The sequence below is a fragment of the Allotabrizicola aquatica (SeqCode) genome (assembly GCF_965194375.1).
Classification (GTDB): domain Bacteria; phylum Pseudomonadota; class Alphaproteobacteria; order Rhodobacterales; family Rhodobacteraceae; genus Tabrizicola_A; species Tabrizicola_A aquatica.
Genome location: NZ_CBDAEL010000011.1, coordinates 35,405 through 54,719, shown reverse-complemented (window position 1 = coordinate 54,719; position 19,315 = coordinate 35,405). Strand labels below are relative to the sequence as shown.

Here is a 19,315-nt window from a genome sequence, read left to right as displayed (position 1 = left end):
CTCAAATGTCCAATCAGACCTCGACCTCTTGCGCCTGTTGGTCACCCACACCGAACACCCGCTTATACCGCGCGATTTCGGCCGCCGGACCCATGGCCTTGGCCGGGTTGTCCGACAGTTTGACGGTCGGTCGCCCATTGGCTGAAACGGCCTTGCAGACGAGCGAGAAGGGCGCGAGCCGATCTTCGGGCACCAGACCACGGAAATCGTTGGTCATGTTGGTTCCCCAACCGAACGACACCTTCACCCGGCCATGGAAGCGCGCGTAAAGGCGCTGGATCTCCGGCACATCCAGCCCGTCGGAGAAGATGACCAGCTTGGTCCTTGGGTCCTCGCCCCGGTCTTGCCACCAGCGAATGGCAATTTCGGTCGCGGCGGCTGGGTCGCCACTGTCAATGCGGATGCCGGTCCAGCTGGCCAGCCAATCGGGGGCGTTTTTCAAGAAACCCTCGGTGCCGAAGGTGTCGGGCAGGATGATCCGAAGATTGCCGTCATGCTCTTCGTGCCAATCGGCCAGAACCTGATAGGGGGCCTCGGCGAGTTCCTGATCGGAATTGGCCAAGGCTGCATAGACCATCGGGAGTTCGTGAGCATTGGTGCCAATCGCCTCGATGTCGCGGCGCATGGCGATCTTGCAGTTCGAGGTGCCGATGAACTTCGGCCCCAGCCCCTCTTGCATGGCTTGCACGCACCAGTCCTGCCACAAATGGCTGTGGCGGCGGCGCGTGCCGAAATCGGCGATTTTCAACCCTTCAATCGCGCGCAACTCTTCGATCTTTTCCCAAAGCCGCGTCATGGCGCGGGCGTAAAGCACCTGCAGTTCGAACTTGCCCATGGTTCTTAGAACCGCCCGGCTGCGCAATTCCATCAGAACGGCCAGAGCGGGAATCTCCCACATCATGACATCGGCCCAGCGGCCTTCGAAGGTTAGCTCAAACTGGCCGTCACGCTTTTCCAGATGATAATCGGGCAGCCGCAACCCCTCGAACCATTCCATGAAATCGGGGCGGAACATCTGGCGCTTGCCATAAAACATGTTGCCGCGCAGCCATGTGCTTTCGCCCCGCGTCAAGGACAGGCTGCGCACATGGTCCAATTGCTCACGCAGTTCGCCTTCGTCCACCAACTCGGCCAGCCGCACTTTGCTGCTGCGGTTGATCAGGCTGAAGGTCACCTGTGTATCTGGCTTGTTTCTGAAAATAGACTGACACATCAATAGCTTGTAAAAATCGGTATCGATCAGGGACCGCACGATTGGATCAATTCTCCAATTGTGGTTGTGCACTCGTGTGGCGATGTCGACCATGGCAGCCCCTTTCGTATTTCGGGCATCTAAGCCAAACAGCCCCTGAAGGTCAAAGCGATGGGGTCATGCGGCCCAGATGACGCCCGCCGCGCGCGTCTCGGTCATTGCGGCGGCCAAAGATCCGTTCAAATCAATTGCGCGGCAGGCCCCTTCAAGGACTGTCACCTGATAGGCCAGTTTCGCCGCATCCAGCGCCGAATAGGCAACGCAGTAATCGGTGGCGAGCCCCACCAGCGTGAGTTTGCGCGCGCCGCGGTCTTGCAAATAGCCGTGGAGCCCGGTTGCCGTGGTCTTGTCGTTTTCGAAAAAGGCCGAATAGCTGTCGATCCCGGCCCGAAAGCCTTTGCGGATCACAAGTTGCGCCGGATCGGTGCGCAGGTTGGGATGAAACTCGGCGCCCTTGGTGCCTTGCACGCAATGGGTGGGCCACAGAACCTGCGGGCCATAGGGCATTTGCGTCAGGCTGAAGGGTGCAGCACCCGGATGGTTGGCGGCAAAAGACGCATGGTTTGCAGGATGCCAATCTTGGGTAAGCACCACGCAGGAAAACTCGGCCATCAGGGCGTTGATCCGGGCGATGATCTCATCGCCCCCCGTCACGGCCAAAGCGCCGCCCGGGCAAAAGTCGTTTTGCACATCGATCACGATCAGGGCTTCATCTGCGCCGCGCATCAGGGTCTCCCACAGGTTTTTCTTATCGGTAAGGCGCAACGCCCCAGTTGGCAACGGTCAAGCTGCGGCCTTGCGGGCTCTTGCCGGACCGGCGCGCTTGTCCTATGCCCAAGCCCATGCTGACGATCGCCGCCCTCTATCACTTTACCCGCTTCGACGACCCGGCCGCCTTGCGCGGGCCGCTGTTGGACCAGTGCACTGCACATGGGGTTAAGGGCTCGCTCCTTTTGGCCCGTGAAGGGGTGAATGGCACCATCGCCGGTCCGCGCGCTGGGATTGATGCGGTTTTGGCCCATTTGCGCGCCCTGCCGGGCTGTGCTGCGCTGGAGCATAAGGAAAGCCATGCCGAGGCCATGCCATTTGGCCGCATAAAGGTGAAGCTGAAGCGCGAGATTGTCACCATGGGGCAACCCGGTGTGGACCCCACGGCGCGCGTCGGCAGCTATCTGTCGCCCGCTGAATGGAACGAACTAATTGCGTCCGAGGATGTGGCGCTGATCGACACTCGCAATGATTACGAGGTGGCGATCGGCACCTTTAAGGGCGCGATTGATCCCGACATTCGCACCTTCCGTGACTTTCCCCGCTGGTGGGAAGAAAACCGCGCCAAGTTTCAGGGCAAGCGGATTGCCATGTTCTGCACCGGTGGCATTCGCTGCGAGAAGTCTACGAACTATCTGCTCGGTCTGGGCGAGAATGAGGTTTACCACTTGAAGGGTGGTATCCTGAAATATCTGGAAGACATGCCGCCCGAAACCTCGTTGTGGGACGGGGAATGCTATGTGTTCGACGGCCGGGTGTCGGTGGGCCACGGGCTGGTGCCGGGGCAATATGACAGTTGTCACGCCTGCCGCCGACCGTTGTCGGCCGAGGACAAGCTGCGCCCCGAATACGACCGCGGCTGCCAGTGCCACCAATGCGTGCGCGAATACACCGACGAAGACCGCGCCCGGTTCCGCGAACGCCAGCGCCAGATGGATCTGGCCGAAGCGCGCGGTGAGCGGCATTTCGCGGGCTGATCCCCGGCACCAACTCTTGTTTGATGGGCCGAAACCGGGCAAGAAAGGTCATGTCCAACCCAACCCAGCCCCTGCGCCGCACACGGCGCTCCTTGCCCATCGCGCTGTTGCGCGCGCGGGAAACCGTGATGGGCCCGATCCGCGAGATGCTGTCGCAATCGGACATCAACGAACAGAAATGGCGGGTCTTGCGGGTGCTGGATGAGCGCGGGCCTTGCGAGTTGACCCAAGTGGCCAAGGACGCCTGTCTTTTGTTGCCCAGCCTGACCCGCATCATCCGCGCGATGGAGGAGGAGGGGCTTGCCACACGCGCCACAGATCCTGAAGACCGCCGCAAGACCATTGCCACCATCACTGACGCGGGCCGGGCGTTGATCGTGGCGCATATGGCTGAAAGTAATGCGATCTTTGCCCGGCTTGAGCGGGACTTTGGTCATGAAAAGCTGGAAGAGCTTTTGGACCTTTTGGACGAGTTGCAGGCGCTGGATCTGTATAAGCCCTGAGGGCTAGTCGCCTTGCTGGGTCACCAGCGTTACGCAGTCCTTTGCCGAAAGCCGAAACCGGATGCGATGGCTTTGGCCGTGCATCTCGACCAGCATTTCGCCGGGCTGCAAGGCTGTTAGTGCCGCCTCGTGAAAGCCGGGGATCCGAGCTAGCTGGGGCGAAAGCGCTTTGTAAAGCGCCTCTTTGGCGGAGAACACCAAGGTAAAGAATGTGCCGAAGGGCAGGGCATCGGGCCGCAGGCGCGACTCGGTTTCCGAAAAGATGGTCGCGGCCAGTTGCATGGCGCGGTCGGTGCTGACCAGCGCCTCGCAGTCCAGCCCCACGCCATGATAGCGTGTTGAGACTGCTGCAATCGCCCGGTCTTTGCTGTGGGTGATCGAGCCTGCCACGCCCTCCGGCCAGACCGGTGCACGCCCAGCCCGGCCCACGGCTTCCGCCATTCCCGCCTGTCGCAAGGCCAAGGCCGCCATCAGCCGCCCGGCCAGAAACTCAGACCGCCGCTTGGGCACGGCTTGGGTCAGATCGTCGGGGAGATGCAAGCTGGTGCGGCCGAGTGGCCCGTCGTGGTGAAGTGCCTGTACATCGGCAACGACAAAGCCTGCTTCGCACCAGAAAAGATGCGGGTCGCCAAAGGGGTTTTCGGTGCGAATGGGGTCAAGGATCATGGCCGCACCATGCCCGTTGCACAGATGATTTGCAAAGCCCCGCACAACACGGCATTCAATCTGACAAAGAAGGGTGCGCGGGCATGGAACCACTTTTCCTTGGCGTTGACGGCGGCGGCACGGGTTGCCGGGTCGCAATCTGCGATGCGCAGGGCCACATTCTGGCCCGCGCCGAGGCTGGGCCGGCCAATATCGCTTCGGCACCCGAAGCTGCCCTTGGCAACATTCTGTCCGCCAGCGACGCGGCGCTTGTGCAGCTGGGCGGCGATGTTCCGATGTCCCGGTTGCAGGCCGGTCTTGGCCTTGCCGGGGCCAATGCGGCAGGTGCGGGCGAATGGCTGGGCGCGCGGTTGCCCTTTGCGCGTGCGCAGATTGTCACCGATGCGGTGACGGCGGTCAAAGGCGCGCTGGGCCGCGACGATGGGATCGTGGCGGCGATTGGCACGGGATCAGTTTTTGCCGAGCAGCGCGCCGGACGGGTTCGGCAGATTGGCGGCTGGGGTCTGGCCTTGGGCGATGAGGGCAGTGGCGCAGTTCTGGGCCGCGCGCTTTTGGCCCGCGCCTTGCGCGCCCGTGATGGGGCGCTGCCGATGAGCCCGCTTTTGGAAGCGGTGCTGGAGGAGTTTGCTACGGCCGAGGCGCTGGTCACCTTCTCGCTGGGCGCCAAGGCGGTTGATTATGCCGCCTTCGCGCCGCGTGTCGTGGCGTCGGATGATGCCGCTGCGCAAGCGATCATGGCGCAGGCAGTGGCTGAGGTGCGTGGATCTCTTGTTGCCTTGCAAGGTAATGCCGCGCTGCCTGTGACCTTCATCGGCGGGCTTGGCCCGGTCTATGCCGCCCGCATCACCGATTGGCCCCAGCGCCCCGCTGCAGGCTCGGCTCTGGATGGTGCGCTGTTGCTGGCGCGGGAGACTTTGCCATGATCCAAGCCTTTGCCGGTGCAACTGTCTTTGACGGCACGTCGCTGCAGACCAATGCCGTGCTTTTGGTCGAAGAGGGACGAGTCTCGGGACTTGCTGACCACGTGCCGCAAGGGGCCCAGCTGACCACGCTTTCGGGTGGCATCCTTGCCCCCGGCTTTTTGGATCTTCAGGTCAACGGCGGCGGGGGTGAGATGGTGGGGGCCACCACCGACGCCGCGCAGATTGCCCGGCTTTGCGCGGTGCATGGCGGGCTTGGGGCGACGGGTATTCTGCCCACGCTTATCACCGACACGCCCGAGGTGACCGCCCGCGTGCTGGCCGCCGCTGGGCAGGCTGTCGGGACCCCCGGCTTTCTGGGTCTGCATCTGGAAGGTCCGCATCTGGATCGCCGTCGCAAGGGCGCGCATGACGCTGCCCATATCCGCCCGATGACGGAGGCGGATCTTGCGCTTTACACCACGGCCGCGCGGCACTTGCCTGCGTTGATGATCACGCTTGCCCCGGCATCGGTGACGCCCGAGCAGGTCGCCACGCTCGCGGCGGCTGGTGTGATCGTAAGCCTTGGCCATGCCGAGGCCACAGGTGCCGAGGCGCAGGCCCTGATCGCTGCCGGTGCGCGCTGCGCGACGCATTTGTTCAACGCGATGAGCCAGTTGCAAGGGCGTGAGCCGGGGCTTGTGGGGGCGGTTTTATCCTCGAACATCGCCGCCGGGCTGATCGCCGATGGCCAGCATGTCGCGTGGGACACGCTGAAGATCGCCTGCGCGGCGCGGCCCGAGGGGCTTTATCTTGTGTCAGATTGCATGGCCGTGGCGGGCAGCACGCAGGACGCCTTCACTTTGGGTGATCGGCGAATCCTGCGCCGCGCGGGGCGGTTGACACTGGCCGATGGTACGCTGGCCGGGGCCGATCTGACCTTGGCGCAAGCCGTTGGCAATCTGGTGCGCCATGTCGGTCTGCCGCCGGAACGGGCGCTGGCGATGGCCAGTTCGATCCCAGCGCAGGTGATCGGCAGGCCGGATCTTGGGCAACTTCGCCTTGGAGCGGTTGCCGATTTTGTTCATCTGACGGATGATTTCAGCCTAGCCGCCACATGGCGTGGTGGCGTCAAGCTCGGCTGATCCCGGATTAGTTGAACCGGTTGTCGCGCGGGAACCCGCGCGGGGCCATGCGGCCAGCGGTGGCACGCGCCGCTTGCCATTCTGACAGTTCGGTTTCCGTGCGGGTGCGCCCGGCGGGGTCTTTCCACGAAAGACCGTTGGCCAGCGTAAAGGTGGTGGCATCCGACAGCCCGCCATCCTTGTACTTCTGCAACCGCACGCCCTTGCCCTTGGCCATTTCTGGCAATTCGTCCAGCGGGAAGACGAGCATCTTGCGGTTGTCGCCGACCACGGCCACTGCATCGCCCGCGACGCGGCGGCAGAGAACGGTTTTCACGCCGGCGCCCAAGGTTTGCACCTGCTTGCCAGCCTTGGTCTGGGCCACCACCTCATCCGAGGGCAGAATGAACCCATCTCCGGCGCTGGAGGCGATGAGCCATTTCTCGCCCGGCCGGTGAATGACCAGATCGACGATCTCGGTGTCATTCGGCAAATCGACCATCAGCCGCACCGGTTCGCCCATGCCGCGCCCACCGGGCAGGTTTGCGCCCAGAAGGGTAAAGAAGCGGCCATTCGCGGCGACCAGAATGATCTTGTCGGTCGTCTCGGCGTGGAAGGCGAAGCGCTGGCCGTCGCCGTCCTTGAACTTTTGTTCAACCGCCAGATCGACATGGCCCTTCATGGCGCGGATCCAGCCCATCTGGCTGCAAATCACGGTGATCGGCTCGCGCTCGATCATCGCTTCATAGCTGACCTCTTCCACATCGCCGGCTTCGGCAAAGGCGGTGCGGCGCGCGCCGAGTTTGGTGGCTTGGCCAAACTGCTTGCGAATGGCTTCGAGTTCGGTGCCGACCTGTCTCCACTGGCGTTTGTCGCTGTCGAGAAGGTCGGCCAGATCGGCGCGCTCTTTCATCAAGGCGTCACGCTCGGCGATCAGCTCCATCTCTTCCAAGCGGCGCAAGGACCGCAGGCGCATGTTGAGAATGGCCTCTGCCTGCACTTCGGACAGCTCGCCGTCACCCGGTTTGGGCGAGACGTAATCCTTTTCCGAGGTGGCCCGAACATGGGTCTCGCCCCAGTTTTCGGCCATCAGCGCGCGTTTGGGGTCGGCGTCATAGCGGATGATGTCGATAACGCGGTCCAGGTTCAGGAAGGTGATGATGAAGCCTTCCAGCACCTCCAACCGGGCATCAATCTTTTCGATCCGGTGTTCGGACCGGCGCCGCAAAACCTCGCGACGGTGGTCCAGAAAGGCGCGCAAGACTTCCTTAAGGCTGCAGACCTTTGGCACCTTGCCGTCGATCAGCACGTTCATGTTCAGGCTGAAACGGCTTTCCAGATCCGAGTTGCGGAACAGCGCTGCCATCAGCATCTCGGGTTCGACCGTGCGAGAGCGGGGTTCCAGCACGATGCGGACATCTTCGGCGGATTCGTCGCGGACATCGGCCAGAAGTGGCACCTTTTTCAGGTTCACAAGCTCTGCCAGCTTTTCGATCAGCCGCGATTTTTGCACCTGATAGGGAATCTCGGTGACGATGATCTGCCACATCCCACGGCCCAGATCCTCGATCTCCCATTTCGCGCGGGTGCGGAAACTGCCGCGCCCGGTGCGATAGGCTTCCAGAATGGCGGCGCGGCTTTCGATGATCACCCCACCCGTGGGGAAATCAGGGCCCGGGATCAGCCCAACCAAAGCCTCATCGCTGGTGTCAGGGTCTTTCAACAGCGCATGACAACCTTGGATCAGCTCATCCAGATTGTGCGGCGGGATGTTGGTGGCCATGCCCACCGCAATGCCGGACGATCCATTGGCCAGCAGGTTCGGGAAGGCGGCGGGCATTACCACCGGCTCTTCCAGCGTGCCGTCGTAATTCGGGCGGAAGTCCACGGCGTTCTCGGCCAGACCTTCCATCAGCGTCTCGGCAATCGCGGTCAGGCGCGCTTCGGTATAGCGGCTGGCGGCCGGGTTATCGCCGTCGATGTTGCCAAAGTTGCCTTGGCCGTCGACCAAGGGATAACGCACGTTGAAATCCTGCGCCAAGCGCGCCATCGCGTCATAAATCGCGGTGTCGCCATGCGGGTGATAGTTCCCCATCACATCGCCCGAAATCTTGGCTGATTTGCGGAAGGCACTGGTCGCGCTGAGTTTCAACTCGCGCATGGCGAACAGGATGCGGCGATGCACCGGTTTCAGCCCATCGCGCGCATCGGGCAGCGCGCGGTGCATGATGGTGGACAACGCATAGGTCAAATACCGCTCGCCAATGGCGCGCGATAGGGGTTCTGACACCGTCATCGGCTGTATGTTGTCGTCATCGTCGGTCTTGGACATGGATGTTGTGTATTCGGGCGAACCGCTCCGGTCCAGCGGGAAAAATGTGGCGATAATGCGGCAGGGTGGAAGAATGCGGTATCATTCCCCTCTACGTTAGCGCGAATCGTGTTAAAGCATTGGTCATTTAAAGAATTGGTTATTGTAGGCGAATGGGGTTTTCATGTTTCGGTGGTTGGCGGTCCTTTGTTTAGGTCTTTACGTGGCAATGCTGGTTGGTGGCGAAGATCGCGGCCAGATCAGATTGGGCCTGCAATCCAGTATGGCCGAAAAGCGTGATGCCTTCGCCCTCGCCCAAGGCACCGCGCCGGTGGCTGAATTCCAGTCTGAATATCTGCGGCCTGATGATCCGCAGATCGTCTCGGCCTCTTTCGCGCCGGAAAAGCCGCTTATGCTCATTCCGGGCCCGGTCGAGGTTGCGCTGACCCAGCCCGAGCCGGTTGAAGCCGAAGCGGTTGAGCTGAGTGTGCTAGAACCGCAAGGCCGTCTATTTTACGTGGACGCCCCAAGCGTGAATGTCCGCGAAGGCCCGGGCAAGGATCACGCCGTACTGGACAGTCTGCCGCGCGGTGAGGCTGTTCTGGTGCTGGTCGAAGGCGAGGGTCGCGATGGCTGGTCCTTGGTTCGGGTTGAGGGCGATGGCGTTGAGGGTTACATCGCCTCTCGGCTTTTGACCGAATAACCTCTCCCGACATCAGTTGCGTCAGCGGAAATCAGCGGCTTTTCATGCCAAGGTTTCCCGCTTACACCATGCCTGAACACCCCACTTGGAGGCATGATGCAGCGTTCCGTCCTGATGACCGGTTGTTCTTCTGGTATAGGCTATGACGCCGCCCATGCCTTTGCCAAGCGTGGCTGGCGCGTCTTTGCAACCTGCCGCCAAGAGGCCGATTGCGCGCGGCTGCGGGCCGAGGGTCTGGAGAGTTTCGTGCTCGATTATGCCGACGAGGCCAGCATCGAAGCCGCTGTGGCTGAAACGCTGACGCGGACCGGCGGCACGCTGGATGCGCTCTATAACAACGGCGCGTTCGCCTGCCCCGGCGCGGTGGAGGACCTGCCGCGCGGGGCGCTGCGCGAGATTTATGAAACCAACCTTTTTGGCTATCACGACCTGACGCGCCGCGTGATCCCGACAATGCGCGCCCAGGGCCATGGGCGGATTGTCAATTGCTCCTCGGTGCTGGGGCTGGTCGGTGCGAAATGGCGCGGGGCCTATGTCTCGACCAAATTCGCGCTGGAAGGTCTGTCGGATGTCCTGCGGTTTGAAATGGCTGGCACCGGGATTGATGTGATCCTGATCGAACCCGGCCCCATCGGGACCGAGATCCGCGCCAAGGCTATTCCACATTTCGAGAAGTGGATTGATTGGGAGAACTCGGCCCGGCGCGAGGAATATGGTGCGTTGCGGGGGCGGCTTTACGGGGTCAAGACCCAGCCCGACTCATTTGAGTTGCCCGCCTCGGCGGTGACGAAAAAGCTGATCCATGCGCTGGAGTCTCGCCGTCCGCGCGCACGCTATTACGTCACGGTGCCGACCTATATCGCCGGCATCGCGCGCCGGTTGCTGCCGACGCGGGCGCTGGATTGGTTGGTCACGCGCGGCTGACGTTGCCCCTTGCCGTATTGGGCGCTAGAAGCGGGGCATTGAAGAAAGGGCCAAGCCGATGGGCGCGCATAAACCGGTTGTTCTGTGCATTCTTGACGGCTGGGGCATCGGCCCTGATCCGGCCACCTCGGCCCCGGCGCAGGCCCATGTGCCGAACTTCAACAGGTTGTGGGGCACTTGCCCGCATGCGACCCTCACCACCTTTGGCCCCGATGTCGGCTTGCCGCGCGGACAGATGGGCAATTCAGAGGTCGGGCACACCAACATTGGCGCAGGCCGTGTGGTGGCGATGGATTTGGGTGCGATTGATCTGGCGGTGGAAGATGGGTCTTTAGCGCGAAACCCCGAACTTCTGGCCTTTGCGGCCAAGGTCAAGGCGGCAGGCGGCACCGCGCATCTGATGGGCGTGGCGTCCGATGGCGGGGTGCATGGCCATATCACCCATGTCATCGCCGCCGCCCGCGCGCTGACCGCGCTGGGCCTGCCAGTGGCGCTGCACGCCATCACCGATGGGCGTGACGTCGCGCCCTCCTCAGCCGTTCCTTTTATCGCCGATCTTGAGGCTTCACTGCCCCCCGGCGCCCGCATTGCCACTGTCATTGGCCGCTATTGGGCGCTGGACCGCGACAACCGGTGGGAGCGTGTGTCGCGCGCCTATCAGGCGATTGTGAATGCCCGTTCGGAAACCCAGGCGACGAGCGCATCGGACGCCGTGAAACAGTCTTATGCCAAGGGCGAAACCGATGAATTCCTCGCCCCAACGGTGATCGGTGACTATGCTGGCGCGCGGGATGGGGATGGGATGTTCTGCCTGAACTTTCGCGCCGACCGCGCGCGTGAGATCCTTGCGGCACTGGGCCAGCCCGAGTTCACCGCTTTTGACACCGGAAAGCGCCCCGTTTGGTCTGCCATGCTGGGGATGGTGGAGTATTCCACTGGTCACAATGCCTATATGGCCACCGCTTTTCCCAAGCGGGTGATCGTCAACTGCCTTGGCGAATGGGTGGCAAAGCAAGGCCGCAGCCAGTTTCGGCTGGCAGAAACCGAGAAATACCCCCATGTCACCTTCTTCCTGAATGGTGGGCGCGAGATACCCTTTGACGGCGAAGAGCGCGCGATGCCCGCTTCGCCCAAGGTGGCCACCTATGATTTGCAGCCAGAGATGAGTGCGGCCGAGGTTTCCGACCATCTTGTCAGCGCGATTGAGCGGGGGTTTGACCTGATCGTTGTCAACTTCGCCAATCCTGACATGGTGGGCCACACGGGCAGCTTGCCCGCCGCCATCAAGGCCTGTGAGGTGGTCGATGCTGGTCTTGGCCGGGCGCTTGCCGCCCTTCAGGCCAAGGGCGGAGCGATGATTGTCACCGCCGACCACGGCAATTGCGAGATGATGGTCGATCCGGTCACCGGTGGTCCGCACACCGCACATACGGTGAACCCGGTTCCGGTGATCCTTGTCGGTGGCCCCAAGGGCGCGACCCTGCGCAGTGGTGGGCGGCTGGCCGACCTTGCGCCGACTGTGCTGCAGCTCATGGGGCTGGCTAAGCCGCCTGAGATGACCGGGGAAAGCCTGATCGCATGATCCGCGCCGCTGCCCTTTGCCTTTGCCTGATCGCCCCTGCGGCCCAAGCGGGCGTGGCCGAGGATGCGGCAGCTGCGGCAGCGGCGCTTCAAGCCTCGGTGCAGGCGCTGCAAGAGGCCGAAGGCGGCAAAGACCGGGTTGCGTCGCTGACCGCGACGATCCGCGCCTATGAAGAGGGCCTTGCCGCCCTGCGCGAAGCCCTGCGTCAGGCCGAGTTGCGTCAAGAGGCGTTGGAACTGCGGTTTCAAACCGAACGTGACCGCATCGCCCAGCTTTTGGGCGTTTTGTCCTCGATCAACGCCGAACCCGGCCCGCTTTTGCTTTTGCACCCCACCGGTCCTTTGGGCACCGTGCGGTCGGGCATGATGCTGGCCGATGTCACCCCCGCCCTGCAGGTCGAGGCCGAACGCCTGCGCGCCGATCTGACCGAATTGAACGACCTGCGGACCCTGCAACTGGCGGCGGGAAAGACCCTGTCCGAAGGGCTGGCCGCCGCGCAAGACGCGCGCTCGGCGCTCAGCCAAGCGATCTCGGATCGCACCGATCTGCCGCGCCGCTTTACCGAGGACCCTGAGGTTCTGAAGGGTCTTTTGGAAAGTGCTGACACGCTGGACGCCTTTGCCGCCGGGTTGGCGTTGGACGACACCGGCAGCACCACCTTTGCCGAGGCCAAGGGCAGCTTGGCGATGCCGGTGCTGGGCAAGGTCCTTTTGATGCCCAACGAAACCGATGCCCGAGGCGTAACGCGGCCCGGCCTAACGCTAGCCACCCGGCCCGGCGCGCTGGTGGTCAGCCCGTGGGCGGCGACCATCCGCTACACTGGCCCGCTGCTGGACTACGGAAACGTGATGATCCTTGAGCCCGGCGGGGGTTATCTTTTGGTGCTCACCGGGCTTGAACAGGTCTATGGTGAGGTGGGCGAAGTGGTGGCGCGTGGGGCTGCTCTGGGCTTGATGGGTGCGCGTGACCACGTGGACACAGACTTTCTGGCTGATGCTGCAGAAGGTGGTGGCATCGAGGGCACGGAAACGCTTTATATGGAACTCAGGCAAGGTGCCGACGCGGTGAACCCAACCGAATGGTTCGCTGGACTGGCCGAAGCAAAGGAATGACGCTTTGATGAAGAAGATTGCATTGGCGGCCCTTGGTGGCACGCTTGCAGGCACGATCCTGACGACGCAGATCGCCGGGCCGCTGATCGCCCAAGAGGCTGAAAAGACCGTCTCGGTCTATGAGCAGCTTGACCTGTTCGGCGACATCTTTGAACGCATCCGCGCGCAATATGTCGAAGAGGTTGACACCGAACAGTTGGTCGAAGCTGCGATCAACGGCATGCTCACATCGCTTGACCCGCATTCCAGCTATCTGTCGGCCAAGGATTTCGACGAGATGCAGGAACAAACCCGCGGTGAATTCGGCGGGCTTGGCATTGAGGTGACGCAGGAAGACGGCTTTGTGAAGGTCGTCGCCCCGATGGACGGCACGCCCGCGGACAAGGCTGGCATCAAGGCGGGCGATTTTATCACCCATGTGAACTCCGAATCGGTTCTGGGCCTGACGCTGGATGACGCGGTCGACAAGATGCGCGGCCCGGTCGGATCAGAGATCATCATCACCGTGGTGCGTGAAGGCGTGGCGGAACCCTTCGACGTGTCGATCATCCGCGACACCATCAAGATGGTGGCCGTCCGGCCGCGCCTTGTGGGCAATACCGTGGTGCTGCGGATTTCCACCTTCAACGACCAGACCTTTGTTGGTGTTGAAGAAGGCATCAAGAAGATGGCCGAAGAGGCCGGCGGTATGGACAAGGTCAACGGCTTTGTCATTGACCTTCGCAACAACCCCGGTGGCCTTTTGAATCAGGCGATCATGGTGTCGGATGCCTTCCTTGAAAAAGGCGAGATCACCTCGACCCGTGGCCGCGACCCCGAGCAGGGCGAACGTTTCAACGCCGAACCCGGTGATCTTGCGCAGGGCAAGCCGATTGTGGTGCTGATCAACGGCGGTTCTGCCAGCGCATCTGAAATTGTGTCTGGCGCTTTGCAGGACCATCGCCGCGCGATTGTGGTGGGCACCAAGAGCTTTGGTAAAGGTTCGGTTCAAACCCTTATCCCGCTGAAAGGCGACGGCGCGATGCGCCTGACCACCGCGCGGTATTACACGCCTTCGGGTCGGTCGATTCAGGCGCTGGGCGTGATGCCTGACATCGTGGTGAACCAGCCGATTGTTGAGCCCTTGACCGAAGAAGAGCAAGAGGCACGGGACGCCGAAGAGGCGCGCAATGATCGCTCGGAGGCGGATCTGCGCGGTGCCATTACGAACGATTCGATGAGCGAGGACGAGCGCAACCAGCTTGAGGCTGACCGCGCTCGTACCGAAGAGGCAGCGAAGCTGCGCGATGAGGATTATCAACTGGCCTATGCCGTCGATATCCTGCGCGGGTTGGCTGCTGTTGCACCGCAGCCCTGAGACCCCTTGCCAGAAAGGAGGCCGCCCCTAAACGGGCGGTCCATCCCACCATGACTGACGCCGCTTCCTTGCCGTATCGCCCCTGCGTAGGCGTGATGCTGATCAACGCCGAGGGGCTGGTCTTTGGCGGCCAGCGTTTGGATAACCCGGTGCCCGCATGGCAAATGCCGCAAGGCGGCATTGATGACGGTGAAAAGCCCCGTGCGGCGGCGCTGCGCGAGTTGTGGGAGGAAACCGGGATCACCGCCGATCTGGTGGAGTTTGTCGGCAAAACCCACGGCTGGGTGACCTATGATCTGCCGCCCGAGCTTTTGGGCAAGATTTGGGGCGGCAAGTTTCGCGGGCAAAAGCAGAAGTGGTTCCTTTACCGCTATCTCGGCCGTGACGATCAGGTGAACATTGCCACCGATCACCCCGAGTTCGGTGCGTGGCGCTGGATTCAGGCTGACGAGATGGTGGCCAGCATCGTTCCCTTCAAGCGCGCGGTCTATGAAGAGGTCGTCCGCAGTTTCCGCGCCTATCTGGCCTGATCGTTTCGCGCCGGGAAGTGGATTCTGTCAATATCTTGGGGATAATCCTAGGCAACTGGCTATATCCTGCGGCGTGCGGTTGACTCCCCGACCGACTCTGCCGACGATGGCGTCTCTACGGAATCATCGGGGCTTTCCCTGTGCGCTTTACCAAGCTGCGGCTCAATGGATTTAAAAGCTTTGTGGACCCCACCGATCTGGTGATCCACGACGGGTTGACCGGTGTGGTCGGCCCGAACGGCTGCGGCAAGTCCAATCTGCTGGAGGCTTTGCGCTGGGTGATGGGCGAAAACCGCCCCACCGCCATGCGGGGCGGCGGGATGGAGGATGTGATCTTCAACGGGGCCGCCACCCGGGGCGCGCGGCATTTTGCCGAAGTGGCGCTGGTGATGGACAACTCTGACCGTCTGGCACCCAGCGGGTTTAATGACAGCGACAGCATCGAAATCACCCGCCGCATCACCCGCGATGCCGGGTCAGCCTATAAGCTTAACTCCAAAGACGTGCGGGCGCGTGACGTGCAGATGCTGTTTGCCGATGCCTCTACCGGCGCCCATAGCCCGGCCTTGGTGCGGCAGGGGCAAATCTCGGAACTCATCAACGCCAAACCCAAGGCGCGCCGCCGCGTGCTGGAAGAGGCAGCCGGGATTTCTGGTCTGTATGCCCGTCGCCATGAGGCCGAGCTTAAACTCTCCGGCGCCGAGACCAACCTTCTGCGCGTGGATGACGTGCTGGAGCAACTGGCCCAGCAGCTCTCCACCCTGACGCGGCAAGCCAAGCAAGCCGCCCGGTACCGCGAGATCGGCGAGGAGTTGCGCCGCGTGGAAGGGCAGCTTCTGTTCCGCCGCTGGCGCGAGGCGGATCTGGCCCGGTCCGAGGCGGACGGCATTCTGCGCCAGCGCGTGGTTGAGGCCTCTCAGGCCGAGGCAAATGCCCGCAACGCTGCCAAACTGCGCGAAGCGGCCGAAGACGCCCTGCCGCCCAAGCGCGAGGAGGAGGCAATTGCCGCAGCCATCCTGCAGCGCCTGATGGTCCAGCGCGACCAACTCTCCGAACAGGAGTCCCGCGCCCGCAATCAGATTGAAACGTTGAAAGCCCGGATCGCTGAACTGGCCCGCGATGCCGACCGCGAGGCAGGTCTGAACCGTGACGCCGGTGAGGTGATCGAGCGGTTGGAATGGGAGGTCGAGCAGCTTCAGCGCGCGCATGAAGGGCATGAAGAGCGACTGGCTGAAGCCGCCGAGGTGGCGCGCGAAGCCTCAAGCATCCTGACCGACCGCGAGCAGGTGTTGACCGCCGCAACCGAGGATGCCGCCCGGCTTGCCGCCCGCCACCAGTCGGCGCAACGGTTCTTGGCCGACAGCCGCACCGCCGTGGACAAGGCCGAGGCCGAAGCCGCCCGCGCCGCCGAGGCTGTGCGTGCCGCCGAAGCCGCGCTTGCCGCTGCCAGCGAAGCGATGGTTCTTGCCGATGAGGGCAAGGCCGAGGCCGTCGCGATGGCCGAAGCCGCTGATGAGGCGCTGGCCGCTGCCGAAGAGGCGCGCGCGACTGTGCAAGATCGTGAATCCGAGGCGCGCGCTGCACGATCTGCGGCTGAGGGCGAGGCGTCTGCCATTCGGGCCGAGGTGGCCGCGTTGGCCAAGATGGTGCAGCGCGAGGCGAATGCGGGCAGCCAATTGCTCGATCAGTTGCAGGTGGAACCCGGCCTAGAAAAGGCGCTGGGGGCCGCGTTGGCCGACGATCTGCGCGCGCCCGTTGTGGGTGTAGATCGCCCTTCGGGCTGGGTTGGATTGCCCGATTATGACAGCCCTCAAAGTCTGCCGGATGGTGTTACGCCTTTGGCGCGGTTTGTCGAAGGCCCCGGCGTTCTGGCGCGTCGCCTTGGTCAGATCGGCCTTGTTGACGGCAAAGACGGCCCACGCCTTCAGCCGTTGTTGCAGCCCGGCCAACGCCTTGTCAGCCGCGAGGGTGATCTTTGGCGCTGGGACGGTTTCCGCGCAGGCGCCGAAGACGCGCCCTCGGCTGCGGCCCTGCGCTTGCAGCAACTCAACAAGTTGACTCAATTGAAGCGCGATCTTGAAGAGGTCGCTGCCCGCGCCGAAGGGGCTGCCCAAGCCCATGCTACGCTGCAGGCGCGCCTTGCCGATTTGGCCCGCGCTGACCAGATGGCGCGCGATGCCCGCCGCGCTGCCGATGCGCGTGTGGCTGAAACCAACCGTACCGCCGCCCGCGCCGAGGCGGACCGCTCTTTGGCCGAAGGGCGTTTGGAAACCGCCCGCATCTCGGTTGCGCGCTACGCTGATGAGGCCACCGAGGCGCGGGAACGGCTGGAAGGCGCGCTCGCCTCGGTCGAAGATCTGGGCGATCTCGACACCGCCCGCGATGGGGTAGAAACCGCCCGTGTGGCGGTTGAGGCTGCGCGCATCACCATGATGTCGCGCCGCTCGGCCCATGAGGAGGTGCGCCGCGAGGGCGAGGCCCGGGTGCGCCGCCGCCAAGAAGCGACCAAAGAGCTTTCAGGCTGGAAGCACCGTCTCGACACCGCCGCCAAGCGCATTGCCGAACTTGATGCCCGCAAAGCAGAAACCGAGGACGAACTGGCCGAAGCCTCTGCCGCGCCCGAGGAAATTGCGATCAAGCGCGAGGAATTGTCCGACGCCATCGCCGAGGCCGAGGCGCGCCGTGCAATCGCCGCCGACGCCTTGGCCGAAGCGGAAGGCAACCTGCGCCAGACCCGCGATTTGGAACGCGACGCCGAACGCATGGCCTCGGACGCCCGCGAAATCCGTGCCCGCGCCGAAGCCCGGTCCGAGGCTGCGCGGTCGACCGTGCAACTGGCGGCCGAGCGGATCATGGAAGAGGCCGGAGCCACGCCGGCCGAACTGCTTGATACGCTCAAGGTCGATCCAGACCGGATGCCCGACGCTGAGACGCTGGATACCGACGTTCAGCGCCTGAAACGCCAGCGTGAAGCGCTGGGCGCGGTGAACCTGCGCGCCGAAGAAGACGCCAAGGCGGTGGACGCCGAATACACCGCGCTGGCTGCGGAAAAGCTGGACCTTGAAGAGGCGATCAAGAAACTCCGCGCCGGTATCGCAGGCCTGAACCGCGAGGGGCGCGAACGGCTGTTGACCGCGTTCGAACAGGTGAACGCCAACTTTGGCCAACTGTTTACCCATTTGTTCGGTGGTGGTGAGGCACGGCTCGTGCTGGTGGAATCCGACGATCCGCTGGAGGCGGGGCTGGAGATCATGGCCCAGCCACCCGGTAAGCGCCTGTCGACGCTGTCGCTTTTGTCGGGTGGTGAGCAGACCCTGACCGCGCTGGCGCTGATCTTTGGCGTGTTCCTCGCCAACCCCGCGCCGATCTGCGTGCTTGATGAGGTCGATGCGCCTTTGGACGATGCCAACGTCACTCGCTTCTGCGACATGATGGATGAGATGACCCGCCGCACCGAAACGCGGTTTTTGGTCATCACCCACCACGCGGTCACCATGGCGCGGATGGACCGCCTCTTTGGTGTGACGATGCAGGAGCAAGGCGTCAGCCAGCTTGTCAGCGTCGATCTGAAACGCGCCGAAGCGCTGGTGGCGTAAGCGGTCAGATTGGCCTGTTCGCACCTTTAATGCGGCCTGACGGCTGGATGTTCTCAAACGTTGAGCGTGTCCAATTCGGTCTGAACGTCTGCCTAGATCAGACAGCCAGCGCCCAAAGGACCGACAGTGCCAGCATCCCCGCCCAAGCGCGCCACAGGGTGCGGATGGTCTGGTCAATATCCTCGGGACCCAGTTCGCGCCGCCCTTCGGGATAGACCCAAGGGTAGTCGGTCATCTGGCCATGATAGCTGCGCGGTCCAGCCAGAGCGATGCCCTGCACACAGGCCACGGCGGCCTCGGGCCAGCCGGCATTGGGGCTGCGGTGCAAGGGCGCGTCGCGCAGGATCGGCTTTGCGTTGGTCCAGCCATTGGTCAACGCCACAAGCAGCGCTGAAAGTCGTGCGGGGATCAGGTTGAGGAGATCATCAAAACGGGCTGCCGCCCAGCCAAACTCGCGGTGACGCGGGGTCATATGCCCGATCATGCTGTCAGCGGTGTTGGTGATTTTGTAGACCATCAGCCCCGGGAGGCCCGCAACCAGAAACCAAAAGGCGGGTGCAATCACCCCATCGGAAAGGTTCTCGGCCGCGCTTTCAATGGCTGAGCGGGAAACGCCCGACCGGTCCAGCACTTCGGTGTCGCGCCCAACAATCATGGCCACGGCACGCTGGCCGTCCTTCAATGACATGCGCAGCCCGCGCGCCACAGCGGCGACATGTTCGACCAAGGATTTCTGCGCCAAGAGGATTGCGGCCACCACCACCTCGATGATCCCGAAATCGGGCAAGAGATGAATGATCTGTCCCAGCACCGCTGCACCAATGGCCAGCGTAACCATCACGCCCATGCCCTTCGCCCGCTTGTTCGCCCCTGCGTTGAACCGGGAATCGCACCAGCCGATCAGTCGACCCATCAGAACGGCGGGGTGCGGATAGCGGTCCCAAACCGCTTTGGGTTCACCCAGAGCGGCATCCAAAAGCATGGCGGGAATCAGCAGAGTCGCAGACATGG

The 19,315-nt window shown here is 63.0% G+C and carries 16 protein-coding genes; 11 read left to right on the top strand and 5 right to left on the bottom strand.

The genetic code is table 11. From position 1 onward, the window contains the following. Nucleotides 1-13: 13 nt before the first annotated feature. Together pncB and pncA are read right to left on the bottom strand one after the other, a co-directional pair. Nucleotides 14-1,306 carry a nicotinate phosphoribosyltransferase gene (gene pncB / locus AC72UB_RS12225; protein WP_505190033.1) on the bottom strand — a complete coding sequence of 431 codons (1,293 nt, stop codon included), beginning with the start codon at nt 1,304-1,306 and terminating at the stop codon, nt 14-16. Nucleotides 1,307-1,369: 63 nt separating this feature from the next. Then, the gene (pncA, locus tag AC72UB_RS12220; protein WP_505190043.1) at nt 1,370-1,978 is read right to left on the bottom strand and encodes a bifunctional nicotinamidase/pyrazinamidase; all 609 of its coding nucleotides are present in this window, start codon (nt 1,976-1,978) and stop codon (nt 1,370-1,372) included. 116 nt (nt 1,979-2,094) lie between these two features. Between pncA and trhO the strand changes: the two genes are divergently transcribed. Both trhO and hpaR read left to right on the top strand, forming a co-directional pair. Then, the gene (trhO, locus tag AC72UB_RS12215; RefSeq protein ID WP_505190032.1) at nt 2,095-2,997 is read left to right on the top strand and encodes an oxygen-dependent tRNA uridine(34) hydroxylase TrhO; all 903 of its coding nucleotides are present in this window, start codon (nt 2,095-2,097) and stop codon (nt 2,995-2,997) included. A 50-nt stretch (nt 2,998-3,047) separates the two neighbouring features. Beyond that, on the top strand, nt 3,048-3,500 hold the full coding sequence (gene hpaR, locus AC72UB_RS12210; RefSeq protein WP_463290233.1) for a homoprotocatechuate degradation operon regulator HpaR: 453 nt from the start codon (nt 3,048-3,050) through the stop codon (nt 3,498-3,500). 3 nt (nt 3,501-3,503) lie between these two features. Here hpaR and AC72UB_RS12205 read toward each other — a convergent pair whose 3' ends face one another. Next, complete coding sequence (locus AC72UB_RS12205; RefSeq protein ID WP_505190031.1) at nt 3,504-4,166, bottom strand: 4'-phosphopantetheinyl transferase family protein; 663 nt, start codon at nt 4,164-4,166, stop codon at nt 3,504-3,506. An 83-nt stretch (nt 4,167-4,249) separates the two neighbouring features. Between AC72UB_RS12205 and AC72UB_RS12200 the strand changes: the two genes are divergently transcribed. Then, nucleotides 4,250-5,089, top strand: a complete 840-nt coding sequence (locus AC72UB_RS12200; RefSeq protein WP_505190030.1) for a glucosamine kinase nucleotide-binding domain-containing protein — start codon at nt 4,250-4,252, stop codon at nt 5,087-5,089. After that, nucleotides 5,086-6,210 (top strand): N-acetylglucosamine-6-phosphate deacetylase, encoded by a 1,125-nt coding sequence (nagA, locus tag AC72UB_RS12195; RefSeq protein WP_505190029.1) that lies wholly within the window; start codon nt 5,086-5,088, stop codon nt 6,208-6,210. The genes AC72UB_RS12200 and nagA overlap by 4 nt, the downstream gene beginning before the upstream one ends. 7 nt (nt 6,211-6,217) lie before the next feature. On the opposite strand, the gene AC72UB_RS12190 is transcribed toward nagA, so the two are convergent. Further along, nucleotides 6,218-8,521 carry a DNA topoisomerase IV subunit A gene (locus AC72UB_RS12190; RefSeq protein ID WP_505190028.1) on the bottom strand — a complete coding sequence of 768 codons (2,304 nt, stop codon included), beginning with the start codon at nt 8,519-8,521 and terminating at the stop codon, nt 6,218-6,220. A gap of 208 nt (nt 8,522-8,729) precedes the next feature. Here AC72UB_RS12190 and AC72UB_RS12185 point away from each other — a divergent pair, with 208 nt between their 5' ends. The 7 genes from AC72UB_RS12185 to AC72UB_RS12155 all read left to right on the top strand — a co-directional run bounded on the left by AC72UB_RS12185 (nt 8,730) and on the right by AC72UB_RS12155 (nt 18,304). Next, a complete protein-coding gene (locus AC72UB_RS12185; RefSeq protein WP_505190027.1) occupies nt 8,730-9,203 on the top strand; it encodes an SH3 domain-containing protein in 474 nt (157 codons plus the stop codon). A gap of 93 nt (nt 9,204-9,296) precedes the next feature. Continuing rightward, nucleotides 9,297-10,127 (top strand): SDR family NAD(P)-dependent oxidoreductase, encoded by an 831-nt coding sequence (locus tag AC72UB_RS12180; protein WP_463290228.1) that lies wholly within the window; start codon nt 9,297-9,299, stop codon nt 10,125-10,127. A gap of 58 nt (nt 10,128-10,185) precedes the next feature. Continuing rightward, nucleotides 10,186-11,709, top strand: coding sequence for a 2,3-bisphosphoglycerate-independent phosphoglycerate mutase (gpmI, locus tag AC72UB_RS12175; protein ID WP_505190026.1), 1,524 nt, complete (start codon nt 10,186-10,188; stop codon nt 11,707-11,709). After that, a complete protein-coding gene (locus AC72UB_RS12170; RefSeq protein WP_505190025.1) occupies nt 11,706-12,821 on the top strand; it encodes a murein hydrolase activator EnvC family protein in 1,116 nt (371 codons plus the stop codon). The genes gpmI and AC72UB_RS12170 overlap by 4 nt, the downstream gene beginning before the upstream one ends. A gap of 7 nt (nt 12,822-12,828) precedes the next feature. Continuing rightward, nucleotides 12,829-14,178: a S41 family peptidase gene (locus AC72UB_RS12165; RefSeq protein WP_505190024.1), complete on the top strand. Its 1,350-nt coding sequence runs from the start codon at nt 12,829-12,831 to the stop codon at nt 14,176-14,178. A 50-nt stretch (nt 14,179-14,228) separates the two neighbouring features. Continuing rightward, nucleotides 14,229-14,708: an RNA pyrophosphohydrolase gene (locus AC72UB_RS12160; RefSeq protein ID WP_505190023.1), complete on the top strand. Its 480-nt coding sequence runs from the start codon at nt 14,229-14,231 to the stop codon at nt 14,706-14,708. A gap of 140 nt (nt 14,709-14,848) precedes the next feature. Next, a complete protein-coding gene (locus AC72UB_RS12155) occupies nt 14,849-18,304 on the top strand; it encodes a chromosome segregation SMC family protein (protein ID WP_505190022.1) in 3,456 nt (1,151 codons plus the stop codon). A 97-nt stretch (nt 18,305-18,401) separates the two neighbouring features. Here the strand turns inward: AC72UB_RS12155 and cbiB are convergent, their stop codons facing one another. Beyond that, nucleotides 18,402-19,313 carry an adenosylcobinamide-phosphate synthase CbiB gene (gene cbiB / locus AC72UB_RS12150; protein ID WP_505190021.1) on the bottom strand — a complete coding sequence of 304 codons (912 nt, stop codon included), beginning with the start codon at nt 19,311-19,313 and terminating at the stop codon, nt 18,402-18,404. Nucleotides 19,314-19,315: the final 2 nt, after the last annotated feature.

Bases quoted from the DNA above. Each gene is read 5' to 3' on its own strand.
- AC72UB_RS12200 (WP_505190030.1), top strand. From the start codon at position 4,250: ATGGAACCACTTTTCCTTGGCGTTGACGGCGGCGGCACGGGTTGCCGG.
- AC72UB_RS12205 (WP_505190031.1), bottom strand. From the start codon at position 4,166: ATGATCCTTGACCCCATTCGCACCGAAAACCCCTTTGGCGACCCGCAT.
- AC72UB_RS12160 (WP_505190023.1), top strand. From the start codon at position 14,229: ATGACTGACGCCGCTTCCTTGCCGTATCGCCCCTGCGTAGGCGTGATG.
- gpmI (WP_505190026.1), top strand. From the start codon at position 10,186: ATGGGCGCGCATAAACCGGTTGTTCTGTGCATTCTTGACGGCTGGGGC.
- AC72UB_RS12180 (WP_463290228.1), top strand. From the start codon at position 9,297: ATGATGCAGCGTTCCGTCCTGATGACCGGTTGTTCTTCTGGTATAGGC.
- pncA (WP_505190043.1), bottom strand. From the start codon at position 1,978: ATGCGCGGCGCAGATGAAGCCCTGATCGTGATCGATGTGCAAAACGAC.
- AC72UB_RS12170 (WP_505190025.1), top strand. From the start codon at position 11,706: ATGATCCGCGCCGCTGCCCTTTGCCTTTGCCTGATCGCCCCTGCGGCC.
- hpaR (WP_463290233.1), top strand. From the start codon at position 3,048: ATGTCCAACCCAACCCAGCCCCTGCGCCGCACACGGCGCTCCTTGCCC.
- pncB (WP_505190033.1), bottom strand. From the start codon at position 1,306: ATGGTCGACATCGCCACACGAGTGCACAACCACAATTGGAGAATTGAT.
- nagA (WP_505190029.1), top strand. From the start codon at position 5,086: ATGATCCAAGCCTTTGCCGGTGCAACTGTCTTTGACGGCACGTCGCTG.
- AC72UB_RS12185 (WP_505190027.1), top strand. From the start codon at position 8,730: ATGCTGGTTGGTGGCGAAGATCGCGGCCAGATCAGATTGGGCCTGCAA.
- AC72UB_RS12165 (WP_505190024.1), top strand. From the start codon at position 12,829: ATGAAGAAGATTGCATTGGCGGCCCTTGGTGGCACGCTTGCAGGCACG.
- trhO (WP_505190032.1), top strand. From the start codon at position 2,095: ATGCTGACGATCGCCGCCCTCTATCACTTTACCCGCTTCGACGACCCG.
- AC72UB_RS12190 (WP_505190028.1), bottom strand. From the start codon at position 8,521: ATGTCCAAGACCGACGATGACGACAACATACAGCCGATGACGGTGTCA.
- cbiB (WP_505190021.1), bottom strand. From the start codon at position 19,313: ATGTCTGCGACTCTGCTGATTCCCGCCATGCTTTTGGATGCCGCTCTG.